This window comes from Pseudomonas sp. Y39-6 (genome assembly GCF_023651955.1).
GTDB lineage: Bacteria > Pseudomonadota > Gammaproteobacteria > Pseudomonadales > Pseudomonadaceae > Aquipseudomonas > Aquipseudomonas veronii.
In genome coordinates this window covers 3,623,225-3,637,317 of sequence record NZ_CP069594.1, presented here as the reverse complement: position 1 = coordinate 3,637,317, position 14,093 = coordinate 3,623,225, and the positions used below count along the sequence as shown (strand labels likewise).

Sequence of the window (14,093 nt, the reverse complement as noted above, 5' to 3'; positions counted from 1 at the left end):
GAAATCCTTGTAATGCACGGTGGCAGCCGAGCGACCGCCACCGTCTGAACGGCGGGAGTGATCAGTACCACTGCTTGAAGCGGCGGATGTAGATCGTCTTCATCAGTTGAGCCACGCAGCAGTAGCTGAGCAAGGTGCCTGCCAGCCATGGGAAGTAAGCCAGCGGCAGCGGTTGCAGGCCCACCAGGGTGCCGAGCGGCGAGAACGGCACATAGATCCCCAGGGCGATCACCACACCGGTCATCAGCAACACCGGCCATGCCGCGGTGCTCTGGAAGAACGGGATCTTGCGGGTGCGCAGCATATGCACCACCAGGGTTTGCGAGAGCAGGCCCTCGATGAACCAGCCGGACTGGAACAGGGTCTGCATCTCCACGCTGTTGGCGGCGAACACGTACCACATCAGCGCAAAGGTGGTGATGTCGAAGATCGACGAGGTTGGCCCGATCCACAGCATGAAGCGGCCGATGTTCTTCGCGTCCCACTTGCGTGGCTTGGCCAGGTATTCCTTGTCCATCTTGTCCCACGGCAAGGCCAGTTGGGAGATGTCGTACATCAGGTTCTGCAGCAGCAGGTGGATCGCCAGCATCGGCATGAACGGAATGAACGCACTGGCCACCAGCACCGAGAACACGTTGCCGAAGTTGGAGCTGGCGGTCATGTTCAGGTACTTCATGATATTGCCGAAGGTTTCGCGGCCCTTGAGCACGCCTTCTTCCAGCACCATCAGGCTCTTTTCCAGCAGGATGATGTCGGCCGATTCCTTGGCGATGTCGGTGCCGCTGTCCACCGAGATCCCCACGTCGGCATCGCGCAGCGCCGGCGCATCGTTGATACCGTCACCGAGGAAACCGACAGTGTGGCCGTTGGCTTGCAGGGCCTTGAGCACCCGCGACTTCTGCAGCGGTGTCAGCTTGGCAAACACCGTGCGCTCTTCCACGCGGCGCAGCAGGGTCGCATCGTCCATTGCTTCGATGTCCACGCCGAGCAGCGGCTGGCCTGGGTCGAGGCCGACCTGGCGGCAGATCTTGCTGGTGACCACCGCGTTGTCGCCGGTCAGCACTTTTACCGCTACGCCGATCTGTTGCAGCGCCGCAATCGCCGGGCCTGCGGTTTCCTTCGGTGGATCAAGGAAGGTCAGGAACCCCTGGATCACCAGGTTGCGCTCATCGGCGGTGGTGTACTGCCGGCGCGCCAACGCGTTCGGGATATTGCGGGTGGCCACCACCAACACGCGAAAGCCGTCTTCGTTGTAGTCATTGGCAATCGCCAGCAACGCCTCGCGACGCCGCTGATCCAGCGGCACCGCGGCGCCGGCTTCGATCACGTGGGTGGCAATGCTCAGCATCTCTTCCACGGCACCCTTGCACACCAGCAGATGGTCGCCGGCGGCGTCCTTGACCACAATTGACAGGCGACGGCGTACAAAGTCGAACGGCAATTCATCGACCTTGCTGTAGGCAAACGGCGCCTGGAACTTGGGGTTTTGTGCCGAGAACTGCACCACGGCCTGGTCCATCAGGTTCTTCATGCCGCTTTGGTGATAGCTGTTGAGCCAGGCCAGCGACAGCACCGCGTCGTCACGCTGGCCAAAGGCGTTGACGTGGTGCTCGAGGATGATCTTGTCCTGGGTCAGGGTGCCGGTCTTGTCGGTACACAGCACGTCCATCGAGCCGAAGTTCTGGATCGCGTTGAGGCGCTTGACCACCACTTTGCGCTTGGCCATGGCGGTGGCGCCCTTGGCCAGGTTAGCGCTGACAATCATCGGCAGCATTTCCGGGGTCAGGCCGACGGCGACCGCCAGGGCAAACAGGAAGGCATCGCCCCAGTCACCCTTGGAGAAGCCGTTGAGGAAGAACACGATCGGCACCATCACCAGCATGAAGCGGATCAGCAGCCAGCTGACGCTGTTCACGCCGCGATCAAACGCGGTCTGCGCCCGGGAGCCGACAATCGCCTTGGCCAGCGAGCCGAAGTAGGTGCGCGGTCCGGTGGCCACCACCACGGCTTTGGCGCGGCCGCTGACCACGTTGGTGCCCATGAAGCAGATGTTCGGCAGGTCGAGCAAGTTGCCCTGGTCGGCGGCAAGGGTACTGGCGGACTTTTGCGTCACGTCCCCCAGCGTGTCGTATTTTTCCACGGGCAAGGCTTCGCCGGTCAGCACCGCCTGGCTGATGAACAAGTCACGCGATTCGATCAGGCGGATGTCGGCCGGGATCATGTCGCCGGCCGACAGTTGCACGATATCGCCGGCCACCAGTTCGCGCATCGGCACTTCGCGCAGGGTTGGCTGGGCGCCGACCTGTTCGCGGCGTAGTACGGTGGCGGTGGTGCGGACCATGGCTTTGAGCGTTTCGGCGGATTTGGCCGAACGGTGCTCCTGCCAGAACCGCAGCAGGCTGCTGAGCAGGACCATGGTCATGATGATGATGACTTTGGTCAGGTCGACTTCTTCACCGGCCTGCAACGGCAACCAGTAATCGGTGACGAAGCTGATCGCGCCCAGCGTCAGCAGCACATAGATAAACGGATTGTTCAGCGCCTGCAGGAACTGGATGAATGCGTGAGGCGGCTTGTCATGGGCGACTTCGTTATGGCCTTGCTGTTGCAGGCGTGCAGTGGCATCCAACTCGGTCAGGCCATCCAGAGTGGCTCGCACATTGGCCAGGGTGGCCGACAGGCCGTTATGGGCTTCGCGGGCGGCCCGCATTGATAGCCGAGCGTCGGCGTCGGTGCGGTTTTTGTTGGGCTGTGGCGGTTTTTTAACGGCGCTCATGGTGTGTACTCCTGTCGCCAGTTCTCGACAAAACATACCCGGTACTGACCTGATGACAGGCGAGCGAAAGCATGCCGAGCCGCGGACTTCGCGATCGGTTCAAATAAGGTGTTGAATAACTTTCAATGGGCCCGCTAAGTGCGCGTTAGTTACTGCGCGCGCAGCGGGCTACTACTGGAAAGGTTCATAAAAGAACTCCAGGGTATTGATCAGAAAGTTGCTGTTTCCAAGCGGTCAAGCGGCGCGAGTGCCCAGGTAAAGAGCGGGCATCAGGCGGGCTTCAGCCAGGTTGGAAACGTTACGTCTCTGTGGGTCTTGAGGGTCGGCGTGAGCCCAATGCTGCTGCAGTCGGCCAGTCGTCGGGCAGGCACGCCAGCGCGCCAGCGGATGGGCCGGGCGCATTCGAGGGGAGGGTACGGCAAAGGCCGGGCGGGCAACACAAACGCCTGCGGGCGCTCGGCACAGCTTGGCGCGCAGGGTCGCGGCCAGCGTTCGTACATCTTTTACAACAAAGGTTTGGAAGGTCATAACACACCTCGGGACCGGACGGGCGACCGGCGAGGCAGTTACGGTGGAGCACAAGCTCTAGCGCAGCTTACCGGACCGGAGAGGCAAGTCCTGTCATATTCTGGGTTGGGCGCCCGATGCCCGCCAACGCGGTGCTCGGACAGCGACTAGATACTGTGTCCATTGGCTTCTTTTGTGAGGTTTAAAAAAGGCCCCAGTTGCGGGCAGGGGCAATCTACTCAGCCAGTTGCGGAATGTCAACGCATGATTAATTAAAATGCCAAGTGTTCAGAGTCTATTCAGATAAAACATATTCACAAGTTACCGGGCATATATAACTTCATATGCCTTGCGCGGCGAGAACGGCGAGATAGATCAAGACTACACCGCATGCCGCGTAACTGATGCGTTGCCAGGTCGGCGAGGCGTTCTTGCGCAGCAGATTGACCAGTGCGGCCGTCAGAAAACACGACAGCACCGAGGCCAGCATGAAACCGCCGAAAAACATCAGCGTCTGCGTGTGGCTGGGCGTAGCCCCGACGATGCCCGACAACGCACTGCCCAATGCTCCCCAGTACACAATGTTCTTCGGGTTGGCCAGCGAAATGGCTGCGCCCACCGCCAGCGCATTCGTGCCGGAGCCGGCCGGTGCGCTGTCGGCTGCGGGCAAACGCCAGGCGTCGAGCAGGCTGCGCACGCCGAGCCAGGCGAGATAGAGCGCGCAGAGGAGGGTCAGCGGCACGCGCACGGCGTCATGCTGGATCAACAGCGCGATGCCGGTCAGGCCGATCACGGCCCACACCGCATCGCCGACCAGCGAACCGACCTGCACCAGCAACGCCGGGGTGAAACCGTGTTGCAAACCACGGCGCAAGGTCTCCGCCAGCACTGCGCCGGGGGACAGGCAAAACACAAAACCGAATACCAGTGCGTAAAAGAAGATCGCCAGCATCCCTATGCTCCATCAAGTGATGGCGGGCAGTGTGCTGGCGCACGCACGCGTTGTCTTGGACCAGATTGTGCTGTTCAGCGTTTCGCCACACTCTGATAGCGGCCAGGCGTGAGGCCATAGGCGGCGCGGAAGTGCCGGTTGAGGTGGCTCTGGTCGGCAAAACCGAGCTGATGGGCGACCTCGCCGGCCGCCATCCCATTGCGCAACAGGCCTTTGGCGCGGCGCGTGCGCAATTGCATGGCCCACTGGCGAGGGCTGAGCCCGGTCTCTTTTTGAAAGGTGCGCAGCAGGTGGAACTTGGACAACCCCAGCGCCTCGCCGAGGTGGTCCAGGGGCAGCGATTGATGCAACTGTGCGGCGAGCAATTCCTGGGCGCGGCCGATCAGGCTTTTGCCGGCTGCCGCGTTGCCGGGCAAGCGCACGCCGCTGAGGCGGACCACTTCTCCCAGCAGCACAACCAGGGCGTCTTCGTTCAGCTCGCGGACCAGAACGTCGCCGCTCGATGCGCCTTTTGCCACAGCCGCCAGGCGCCGCGCCAGATCCGGCTGGAAACACAACGATCGATCGAATTCGACATGCGCCAACCCCAGGTCGGCGGCCAATTGCTCGGCGCTGACGTACAGGCTGACAAACTGCCACGGCGCGCCTTCCGCCGCACCGCCGCCCTGAATCTGCCCGGGGTTGTACAAGGTGATGGCGCCTGGCCCAGCCACGAATTCACGGCGGTCCAGCCACACGTTTTCTTCGCCCACCAGGTTCACGCCGATCACGCATTCGTCGTGGCTGTGGCGGGCAAAGGTCAGGCCGGAGCAGTGGACGCTGTTGATTTCGTAGTCGCCCAGCCAGGCGTGTTGCAGGGTGCTCATGGGGTCGGCTCAGTCATGGGATGGACGTGAGCATACGCCGTCAGCCAGGCTCAGATCGACCGTTGATTGACCCGTTGCGACAGTTCTTCGGCGCTTTCCCTGCGCTCCGAGTAGCGGTCGACCAAATCCGGACGATCACGCAGCAGCACGGTGAACTTCACCAGTTCCTCCATCACGTCGACAACGCGATCATAGAGCGCCGAGGGTTTCATGCGGTCCTGATCATCGAACTCCATGAACGCCTTGGGCACCGAGGATTGATTGGGGATGGTGAACATACGCATCCAACGCCCGAGTACGCGCAGTTGGTTGACCGTGTTGAAGGACTGGGAACCGCCGCACACTTGCATCACCGCCAGGGTTTTGCCCTGGGTCGGGCGGACCGCGCCCAAGGACAACGGCACCCAGTCGATTTGCGCTTTGAACACCGCCGACATCGAACCGTGTCGTTCAGGGGAACACCAGACCTGGCCTTCCGACCATTGCATCAGTTCCAACAGCTCCTGCACCTTCGGATGCTCACGCGGGGCATCATCGGGTAATGGCAAGCCGCTCGGGTCGAAAATGCGCGTTTGTGCGCCGAAGTGCTGCAAGAGGCGCGCGGCCTCTTCCACCAGCAGGCGGCTGAACGAGCGTTCGCGGGTTGAACCGTAGAGCAGCAGAATGCGCGGCGGCCGACTCGAATCGAGCGGGCCGGAGGTGATTAACGACGCGTCCAGATTGGGCAGGGTACTCATGGTTACTCCGCCTGCAACAGCGCAATGCGCTCGAGTTCGGCTTTCAGTTCGCCAGGGTTGAGGTCGGCAAAGGGCAGCGCGAAAAACGCCCGGCAGCGTGCGGCGATGGTGCGCAGCGTGGCGTCGAATGCGGCTTGGATGCTCGCCTCGTCGCCGTCGACATCCGAAGGGTCTGCCAACCCCCAGTGCGCCTTCAGCGCCGGGCCGAAATACACTGGGCAGGCTTCACCGGCGGCCTTGTCGCACACCGTGATCACCACATCCGGCGGGCTGCCTTCAAAGGCGTCGTTGCCCTTGCTGTACAAGCCCTGTGTGCGGATGCCCGCCGCCTGCAAGGTGCTCAGGCTGCGGGGCAGCACCTGGCCCTTGGGGAAGCTGCCGGAGCTGACCGCCTCAAACCCTTCTGGCGCCAGGTGGTTGAACATCGCTTCGGACAAAATGCTCCGGCAGCTGTTGGCGGTACACATGAACAAGACTTTCATTGGCGTATGTCCTTCAGAGGCTAAGACGCAAGGCGAGGGCGGCGAGAGTGATCAGCAACACCGGCAAGGTCAGGACGATGCCGACCTTGAAGTAGTAACCCCAGGTGATGGTGATGCCTTTGCGCGCCAGGATATGCAGCCACAGCAGGGTGGCCAGGCTGCCGATGGGGGTGATTTTCGGGCCGAGGTCGCTGCCGATCACGTTGGCGTAGATCATCGCGTCCTTGACCACGCCCGCGGCATGGCTGGATTCGATGGACAGCGCACCGATCAACACGGTCGGCAGGTTGTTCATTGCCGAAGACAACAATGCCGTCAGCACCCCGGTGCCCATCGCCGCGCCCCATACGCCGTAGGTGGCGAAGGTGTCGAGCCAGGTCGCCAGGTAAGTGGTCAGCCCGGCGTTGCGCAGCCCGTAGACCACCAGGTACATGCCCAGGGAAAAGATCACGATCTGCCAGGGCGCTTCCTTGAGCACTTTGCGCGTGGAGATCTTGTGGCCTTTGGCGGCGATCACCAGCAGCAACACCGCGCACACCGCAGAGATCGCGCTGATGGGAATCCCCAACGGTTCCAGGGCAAAGCAGCCGATCAGCAGGATACCCAGCACCCACCAGCCGGCGCGAAAAGTGGCGCGGTCGTGAATGGCGCTGGCCGGGTCCGCCAGGTCCGCCGGGTCGTAGGTCTGCGGAATATCGCGGCGGAAAAACCACAACAGCACCGCCAGGGTGGCGGCGACGCTAACCAGGTTCACCGGCACCATCACCGCTGCGTATTCATTGAAGCCGATCTTGAAATAGTCCGCCGAGACAATGTTCACCAGGTTCGACACCACCAGCGGCAGGCTCGCCGTGTCGGCGATAAACCCCGCGCCCATGACGAACGCCAGGGTCGCCGCCGGAGAAAAACGCAACGCCAGCAGCATCGACATCACAATCGGCGTGAGGATCAGTGCCGCGCCGTCATTGGCAAACAGCGCCGACACCAACGCGCCCAGCAGCACCATGTAGGCAAACAACCGCCGGCCGCGACCACGGCCCCAACGGGCCACATGCAGCGCAGCCCAGGCAAAGAACCCGGCCTCGTCCAGCAACAGGCTGATGACGATCAGCGCGACAAAGGTGCCGGTGGCATTCCAGATGATGTGCCACACCACCGGGATGTCCGCCAGGCTGATCACGCCGCAGGCCAGTGCGAGGATCGCGCCCAGGGTCGCGCTCCAACCGACACCCAGGCCTTTGGGCTGCCAGATGACCAGGATGATGGTGAAGATAAAAATCGCAATTGCGACAAGCATGAATAAACGCTCCGATGGCTCAACAGCAGGTGCTGGCTCGTTGTGGTCTGTCGCCCATTGCATCAAGACGCAGCGCGTCGTTTTGCAACCATGGCTGGTTGGCTTGCAGGGTGGTGTCCAGCACGTGAGTCACCCAGTCGGGCAGTGCCGGATTGATGCGGTAGTAGATCCATTGCCCTTGGCGACGATCCTGCAGCAACCCGCAGTTGCGCAGTTGCGCGAGGTGGCGGGAGATTTTCGGCTGGCTGTCGTCAAGTGCGTGGATCAGTTCGCACACGCAAAGTTCACCTTCGCGCAGGATCAGCAAGGTCATTCGCACGCGAGTGGCATCGGCCAGGCATTTGAATAGGGTTGGAGGTGAGAAAGGGACTGACACGGTCAAGGCCTGCTCGTATAGGTATATCCGAATATACGTATTTCCATATATTACAGTCAAATCCTGTTTCAATTGATATGGATCAAATGTCTGGAAACACGCCACAAGTGATTGAAATTAAAATGAAACACAAATGTCCTAAAGTGCCTGCCCATAGCTGATGAAGGAATACCACGCGTGACCCGTGCCACTCGCAATCTGCGCAAGACCCTCGATTCCGTCGCGGAAAATAACGAAACCGCGGCGTTCGATCTGATGCGTGCCGTCGAAAAACTCGGCGATGAAGTGCTGCGCCAGCGCTTGCTCAATACCATCCACCGTCTCAACCAGGACGCCTATGAACTGCGCGAAGCGCGGGACTCGGTGGAACTGGTGTCGGTAAGGCTCGCCTGAGCAAGATCGTTCAAGACAACCTGCATATTGCGCTGGCATGCTTGTCGACTGTCTGTCGATGAGCGGTTCCCATGCCTACTGCTTTACCTCACTACGCCTTCGCCCGTGGCGCGATTGCTGTCATTCCGTTGTCCCTGGCGTGCGCGCCCTGGGGCTTGCTGGCTGGCTCAATGGCCATCGAAGCGCACTTTTCTCCGCTCGAAGCCCAGGGGCTTTCCACCATCGTGTTTGCCGGTGCCGCGCAACTGGTGGCCATCGGCATGGTCAAGAGCGGCGCCAGCCTGATCTCCATCTTGCTCACGACTTTGCTGCTGACCTCACAACATCTGCTGTACGGCATGCATCTGCGCTCCACATTGTCCGTGCTCAAACCGCGCTGGCGCATGAGCCTGGGTTTCCTGATGACCGATGAGTTCTTCGCCCTGGTCAGCCAGTACGACCGCGAAACCTTCAATCGCTGGTACGCACTGGGTGTTGGCCTGACGTTCTATATTGCCTGGAACCTGTTCACCCTCGCCGGCATTGTCCTGGGCAAGAGCATTCCAGGGCTCGAACACCTGGGCCTGGAGTTCTCGATTGTCGCGACCTTTATCGCGTTGATCACGCCCGTGGTGCGCGATGTGCCCACCGTGGTGTGCGTGGCGGTGGCGCTGTTGTGCTCGGTCGGCTTGAGCTTCCTGCAGTGGGAGTCGGCCGTGGTGGTATCGGGTGTGTTGGGCATGAGTGCAGGGTATGCCTGCAAACGACTGGGAGTCGGGCAGGCATGATTTTTGTGATGATTGTTGCAATGGGCTTGATCGTATTTTTTAACCGCTACCTGTTTATCGAACCGCGCCTGCCCGTGCGGCTCACCCGCGGTGCGCGGGAGTTTCTCGGGTTCGCGGTACCGGGCATGCTCACGGCGATTTGCGGGCCGATCATTTTCTTTGCCGACCACCGGCTCAACCTGAGCCCGGCCAACCCCTACCTGCTGGCCGGGATCTGCGCGGTGGCGCTGATGGTCTGGACGCGCAATGTGCTGCTCACCGTGCTGTTGAGCATGGCGTTGTTCTACCTGTTTCGCTGGTGGTTCTAAACACACCGGCGAAAAAAAGCCCGCGGGAGGGCGGGCTGAAGGAGACTTCTAAAAATGAGCCCGGCCATTATCGGTGGCGCGTTCTCCTGTCACAGTGAAACTAAATTCATTCGGTGGTCGGCGTCGGCTTCTTTTTCGCCTTGGCCTCGGCCGCCAGGCACTCCAGCGCGAACTGCTCGGTGTAGGTCATCTGGATCGGCGTACTTTCGCCTTTCACCGTGCGCTCGCCGTCGAGAATGTAGCGAATGCGCTTGTCCGTCACGCCAATGCGCTTGGCGATCCACGTGGGCGTCTGGCCGATGCGGCTGATCAGCTTGTCGGCATAGTCGGTGGATGGGTTGTAGCGTTCGGCATTGGGTGTCATCGGTTTTCCAGGTAGAAGCGAACTCGCAAGTAGGCGACAGGGTGACGTAATAATCCGTGAGTGTCGCCTGCTAATGGTAGAGTCGCGTTTTTTTCCAAGGAGCGATGGCATGCGGAAACTGGTAATTGGCGCATTGGTACTGGCAGCACTGGCCGGCTGCGCGGGCTCGAAAATGAACGCGGCACGCACCGGCACGCCCTACAAGACCTTGGCGTCGGACAAGGCTGCGCTGGTGGTTGCCCAATGTATCCAGTTCGGCTGGCAGGACGAGGCGGTGTTTGGTGTTGACGCCGGCGGCTTCAAGGAGCCGATCGGGGCGGGCGGTTTCACGGTGTACACCACCAGCGGCGATTACTTTGCCGACGTGCGCAGCGCAGGGGCCGGTTCCTCCGTCGATTATTACACCGCCGAAGACTCCATGGTCGCCAAGCGCCGTTTGGCCGCACTTGCGACTTGTCTGTAATCCGTTGCCGTAGTGCTTTTAGGAAATGCCCTGCGGGACAGTCGCGGGGCATTATCCTATGATTCCCCCGCTCGCTCGACGTAATAGCTCTTTACCAGTACATGGATGTCGAGGCCGTCACGTCGGGCGAGCCTCCCAGGTCATCAGCGCGGCATATAACCCAAGTGCCAGCGCCGGGGGATCTTCAGTGACACCAGGCCCAAAACCGCAGCCAGCGCCCCGCTGACCAGCAGCGCACCCAAGCCCATGCGGTGCTCGAGCAACGCCCCGATCACCGCCCCGATGAACATCCCCGTCCAGGGGACCAACTGCACGCGCCACCCGTTGCGACGCTCCCCCAGCAGCCAGCGTCCCAACCCGCGACCAAAGCGTGACAGCGCGCCGGTGACATAGGTAAGCCCCACCGGCAAGCCGTTGACCTCTTCGACGGCGGCATTGAGCATGCCCATCGCCACAATTGCCGCGAGCAAGGCGGGCAGCATATCGGCGAACGGCCACAGCGCGCCGCCGCAGAGCAGCGCCGCGATGCACAGCAGCAGGGGCAGGGCGTGACGGCCGCTCATGCGGCTGACCACGATACCCAAGGCGTTGCCGACCACGAAGGTCGCGACCAGCAACAGCAGGCGCCCGGTCAGGCCCAGGTCACCTTCGCTGATTGCTACCGCCAGGCGCGTGGTGTTGCCGCTCATGAATGAGACAAAGTCGCCGCTGGCCATGAAACCAATGGCATCGGTCATGCCCGCCAGCACAGACAGGCTGGCCACCAGCATCATGCCGACACGACCCCGCCATTGCTGTTGACGGGCGAGTACGACGTTGGCGTAGGGCTTTTGGGACGAAGGCAGCATCGGGCCGGGTTCCTCGGTGAGATTATGCGGCCACTACCGTAAGGCGCTTTGATGTCTGGCGCAATGACCTCAGGCAGCTTCCAGCCTCCAGCCAGCGTCATGCCAGACCAAAGTATGAGAGGACTCGATCGCCTGTAAAAAACTCGAGGTGTGACACTCCCGTTGCGTAGGTAATGTCCTTGCAGGTCGCGGGGCAGGTCGGCGGACGGCAGGTTACAAACAGATCAGGCCGGTCTGTCTGATTGACTGCAACGCAAGACGCTGCGGCCACAAGGTTTCGCGGCTACGCCAGCACCGCCACCGCCTTGATCTGTGCCCACAGCGTCTGGCCGGGGTGCAGTTGCAACTGGTCGCGGGAGAAGCGTGTGATCCGTGCCAGCAACGGCGTACCGCCGGCATCCAGGCGCACCAGCACATGGGCGCTGTTGTCCGCCGCAATTTCCTGGGTGACCGTCACCGGCAGGCGGTTGAGGATGCTGCTGTGGGCTTCGGCCTGTAAGTTGAGGCTCACGTCCCGCGCCTGCACCTTGACCCGCAGGGCTTTGCCCAAGGCCAGCGGCGTATGGGCGACGCGCATCTGCAAGGCACTGCCGGGCAGTTGCAGGGTCAGCAATTGATAGTGCGCGTCGTAAGCGCTTACCGTGCCATTGATCACCACACCGGCGTCGTCGCCCAAGGCCAAGGGCAAATCCAGCCGCGCCAGGGTTTCACCGATGGGGCCGCTGGCCAGGGCCTGGCCGTCGCGCAGCAACACGATGTGATCGGCCAGGCGCGCCACCTCGTCCTGGGCGTGGCTGACGTAGAGCACCGGAATGTCCAGTTCGTCGTGCAGGCGTTCCAGGTAAGGCAGGATTTCACCTTTGCGTTGGCTGTCGAGTGCCGCCAGCGGTTCGTCCATCAATAACAGGCGCGGGCTGGTCAGTAGCGCGCGGGCGATACCGATGCGCTGGCGCTCGCCGCCGGACAAGTGCTGCGGATGCCGCTCAAGCAAGTGGCCGATGCCCAACAGTTCGGTGGCCTGGGCCATGTCGACGCGACGTTGCGCACGCGGGATGCGCTTGAGGCCGAATTCCAGATTGGCGCGCACCGACAGATGGGGGAACAGGCTCGCTTCCTGGAACACATAGCCCAGCGCACGTTTATGCGGCGGTACGAACAGCCCGTTGCGGCTGTCTTGCCAGACTTCGTCGTTGACCTGGACAAAACCGTCCTCGGCACGTTCCAGCCCGGCAATGCAGCGCAGGCAGGTGGTCTTGCCGGAGCCGGAATGCCCATACAGCGCGGTGACGCCGCGACCGGGCAGTTGCAGGTCCACTTTCAGGGCAAAGGCGGAATACGTGAGGTGCAGGCGTACATCGATCATCGGCATCAGCTCCAGCCCATCTTGGTTTTACGGCTGGAGTAGAGCGCCAGCAACACGAGGAACGCGAACACCACCATGGCGCCGGCCAGCCAGTGCGCCTGGGCGTATTCCATGGCTTCGACGTGGTCGTAGATCTGCACCGAGACGACCCGGGTCTTGTCCGGGATATTGCCGCCGATCATCAGCACCACCCCGAACTCGCCGACGGTATGCGCAAAGCCGAGAATCGACGCGGTGATAAACCCCGGGCGGGCCAGGGGCAGGATCACGCTGAAGAACGTGTCCCAGGGGTTGGCGCGCAAGGTCGCGGCCACTTCCAAGGGGCGTGTGCCGATGGCGGAGAAGGCGTTTTGCAACGGCTGCACCACGAACGGCATGGAATAGATCACCGAGCCGATCACCAGCCCGGCGAAACTGAAGGTCAGGGTGCCCAGGCCCAGCCATTGGGTGAACTGGCCGAAGTAACCGTGCGGCCCCATCGTCAGCAGCAGGTAGAAGCCGATGACCGTGGGCGGCAGCACCAGCGGCAGGGCGACCACCGCGCCGATAGGCCCGCGCCACCAGGAGCGCGTGCGCGACAGCCACAGGGCAATCGGAGTGCCGATGACCAGCAGGATCACCGTGGTCAGTGACGCCAGTTTGATGGTCAACCAGATTGCGGAAAAATCGGCACTCGATAGCGGCATTTAGAGCTCGTAACCGTAGGACTTGATAACGGCAGCGGCTTTCGGCCCTTTCAGGTACTCGACCAGCGCCTTGGCAGCGGCGCTGTCTTTGCCCTTGTTGAGGATCACCGCATCCTGTTTGATCGGGTCATGCATGGACGCCGGGACGATCCACGCCGAACCGCTGGTGACTTTGCCGTCTTTGTAGATCTGCGACAAGGCCACAAACCCCAACTCGGCATTGCCGGTGGAGACAAACTGATAGGCCTGGGTGATGTTCTGGCCCTCGACGAGCTTGTCCTTGAGCTTCTCGGTCAAGCCTTCCTTGGCCAGCACTTGGGTGGCGGCCAGCCCGTAGGGCGCGGCTTTCGGGTTGGCGATGGACAGGTGCTTGAACGCGTTCTGCTTGAGCACATCGCCCTTGGCATCGACATAACCTTCCTTCGCCGACCACAGCGCCAGGGTGCCGACCGCGTAGGTAAAGCGCGAACCCTTGACGGTATCGCCTTCGGTTTCGAGTTTTTGCGGGGTGGTGTCGTCGGCGCTGAGGAACACTTCGAACGGCGCGCCGTTCTTGATCTGGGTATAGAACTGCCCGGTGGCACCGTAGGCGGCGATCAGCTTGTGACCGGTGTCCTTCTCGAAATCGGCGGCAATCGCCTGGATCGGTGCGGTGAAGTTGGCGGCGACGGCCACCTGGACTTCATCGGCGTGGACCGCAGCGGCGGTGACAAGCGCAATGACGGCCGCCAGGCCGGGGCGAATCAAGCGTGGGAGGCTGAAGGTCATGGATAGCTCCGTATGAGAAGGAAAAAAGCCAGTATTGAGCGCTGCCGGACCATGGGGGGCGGTCAAGCGGTGTATGTATAGGTATATAGCGAAAAAATGGCAAGGGGAATCCGCCGGCCCCGCGCTGACATTTCCCGGCG

General features: G+C 61.7%; 17 protein-coding genes. 4 read left to right on the top strand and 13 right to left on the bottom strand.

The genetic code is table 11. The features are described 5' to 3' along the window. Positions 1–61 precede the first annotated feature (61 nt). The 8 genes from mgtA to JN756_RS16390 form a co-directional block, all read right to left on the bottom strand. The gene (gene mgtA, locus JN756_RS16425) at positions 62–2,776 is read right to left on the bottom strand and encodes a magnesium-translocating P-type ATPase (RefSeq protein ID WP_057004183.1); all 2,715 of its coding nucleotides are present in this window, start codon (positions 2,774–2,776) and stop codon (positions 62–64) included. Positions 2,777–3,010: 234 nt separating this feature from the next. Beyond that, entirely contained in the window at positions 3,011–3,304 is a 294-nt protein-coding gene (locus JN756_RS16420) for a hypothetical protein (RefSeq protein WP_081610128.1), read from the bottom strand. 319 nt (positions 3,305–3,623) lie between these two features. After that, complete coding sequence (locus tag JN756_RS16415) at positions 3,624–4,235, bottom strand: LysE family transporter (RefSeq protein WP_017846331.1); 612 nt, start codon at positions 4,233–4,235, stop codon at positions 3,624–3,626. 74 nt (positions 4,236–4,309) lie between these two features. Next, positions 4,310–5,101, bottom strand: a complete 792-nt coding sequence (locus tag JN756_RS16410) for an AraC family transcriptional regulator (protein ID WP_201021075.1) — start codon at positions 5,099–5,101, stop codon at positions 4,310–4,312. A gap of 50 nt (positions 5,102–5,151) precedes the next feature. Next, on the bottom strand, positions 5,152–5,838 hold the full coding sequence (arsH, locus tag JN756_RS16405; protein ID WP_046383551.1) for an arsenical resistance protein ArsH: 687 nt from the start codon (positions 5,836–5,838) through the stop codon (positions 5,152–5,154). Positions 5,839–5,840: 2 nt separating this feature from the next. Next, on the bottom strand, positions 5,841–6,320 hold the full coding sequence (locus tag JN756_RS16400; protein WP_201021074.1) for an arsenate reductase ArsC: 480 nt from the start codon (positions 6,318–6,320) through the stop codon (positions 5,841–5,843). 13 nt (positions 6,321–6,333) lie between these two features. Next, a complete protein-coding gene (locus JN756_RS16395; protein ID WP_057004181.1) occupies positions 6,334–7,617 on the bottom strand; it encodes an arsenic transporter in 1,284 nt (427 codons plus the stop codon). 19 nt (positions 7,618–7,636) lie between these two features. Next, positions 7,637–7,993, bottom strand: a complete 357-nt coding sequence (locus JN756_RS16390) for a metalloregulator ArsR/SmtB family transcription factor (protein ID WP_057004218.1) — start codon at positions 7,991–7,993, stop codon at positions 7,637–7,639. A gap of 177 nt (positions 7,994–8,170) precedes the next feature. On the opposite strand from JN756_RS16390, the gene JN756_RS16385 reads away from it, so the two are divergent. The 3 genes from JN756_RS16385 (at position 8,171) to JN756_RS16375 (ending at position 9,461) form a co-directional block, all read left to right on the top strand. Beyond that, on the top strand, positions 8,171–8,386 hold the full coding sequence (locus tag JN756_RS16385; protein ID WP_017846326.1) for a hypothetical protein: 216 nt from the start codon (positions 8,171–8,173) through the stop codon (positions 8,384–8,386). A gap of 71 nt (positions 8,387–8,457) precedes the next feature. Beyond that, complete coding sequence (locus JN756_RS16380) at positions 8,458–9,153, top strand: AzlC family ABC transporter permease (protein WP_057004180.1); 696 nt, start codon at positions 8,458–8,460, stop codon at positions 9,151–9,153. Further along, complete coding sequence (locus tag JN756_RS16375; RefSeq protein ID WP_046383547.1) at positions 9,150–9,461, top strand: AzlD domain-containing protein; 312 nt, start codon at positions 9,150–9,152, stop codon at positions 9,459–9,461. Before JN756_RS16380 ends, JN756_RS16375 begins: the two co-directional genes overlap by 4 nt. Positions 9,462–9,567: 106 nt before the next feature. Here JN756_RS16375 and JN756_RS16370 read toward each other — a convergent pair whose 3' ends face one another. After that, the gene (locus JN756_RS16370) at positions 9,568–9,825 is read right to left on the bottom strand and encodes a hypothetical protein (RefSeq protein ID WP_057004179.1); all 258 of its coding nucleotides are present in this window, start codon (positions 9,823–9,825) and stop codon (positions 9,568–9,570) included. Positions 9,826–9,934: 109 nt separating this feature from the next. Here JN756_RS16370 and JN756_RS16365 point away from each other — a divergent pair, with 109 nt between their 5' ends. Next, positions 9,935–10,288: a hypothetical protein gene (locus JN756_RS16365; protein WP_046383546.1), complete on the top strand. Its 354-nt coding sequence runs from the start codon at positions 9,935–9,937 to the stop codon at positions 10,286–10,288. A gap of 143 nt (positions 10,289–10,431) precedes the next feature. Here JN756_RS16365 and JN756_RS16360 read toward each other — a convergent pair whose 3' ends face one another. From JN756_RS16360 to modA, 4 genes are all read right to left on the bottom strand, one after another. Beyond that, on the bottom strand, positions 10,432–11,136 hold the full coding sequence (locus tag JN756_RS16360) for a YoaK family protein (RefSeq protein ID WP_017846321.1): 705 nt from the start codon (positions 11,134–11,136) through the stop codon (positions 10,432–10,434). A gap of 283 nt (positions 11,137–11,419) precedes the next feature. Then, positions 11,420–12,505, bottom strand: coding sequence for a molybdenum ABC transporter ATP-binding protein (gene modC / locus JN756_RS16355; protein WP_407691827.1), 1,086 nt, complete (start codon positions 12,503–12,505; stop codon positions 11,420–11,422). Further along, the gene (gene modB, locus JN756_RS16350; RefSeq protein WP_017846319.1) at positions 12,505–13,185 is read right to left on the bottom strand and encodes a molybdate ABC transporter permease subunit; all 681 of its coding nucleotides are present in this window, start codon (positions 13,183–13,185) and stop codon (positions 12,505–12,507) included. Before modB ends, modC begins: the two co-directional genes overlap by 1 nt. Continuing rightward, positions 13,186–13,953 carry a molybdate ABC transporter substrate-binding protein gene (gene modA / locus JN756_RS16345; RefSeq protein WP_046383545.1) on the bottom strand — a complete coding sequence of 256 codons (768 nt, stop codon included), beginning with the start codon at positions 13,951–13,953 and terminating at the stop codon, positions 13,186–13,188. It lies immediately after the preceding gene. Positions 13,954–14,093 lie beyond the last annotated feature (140 nt).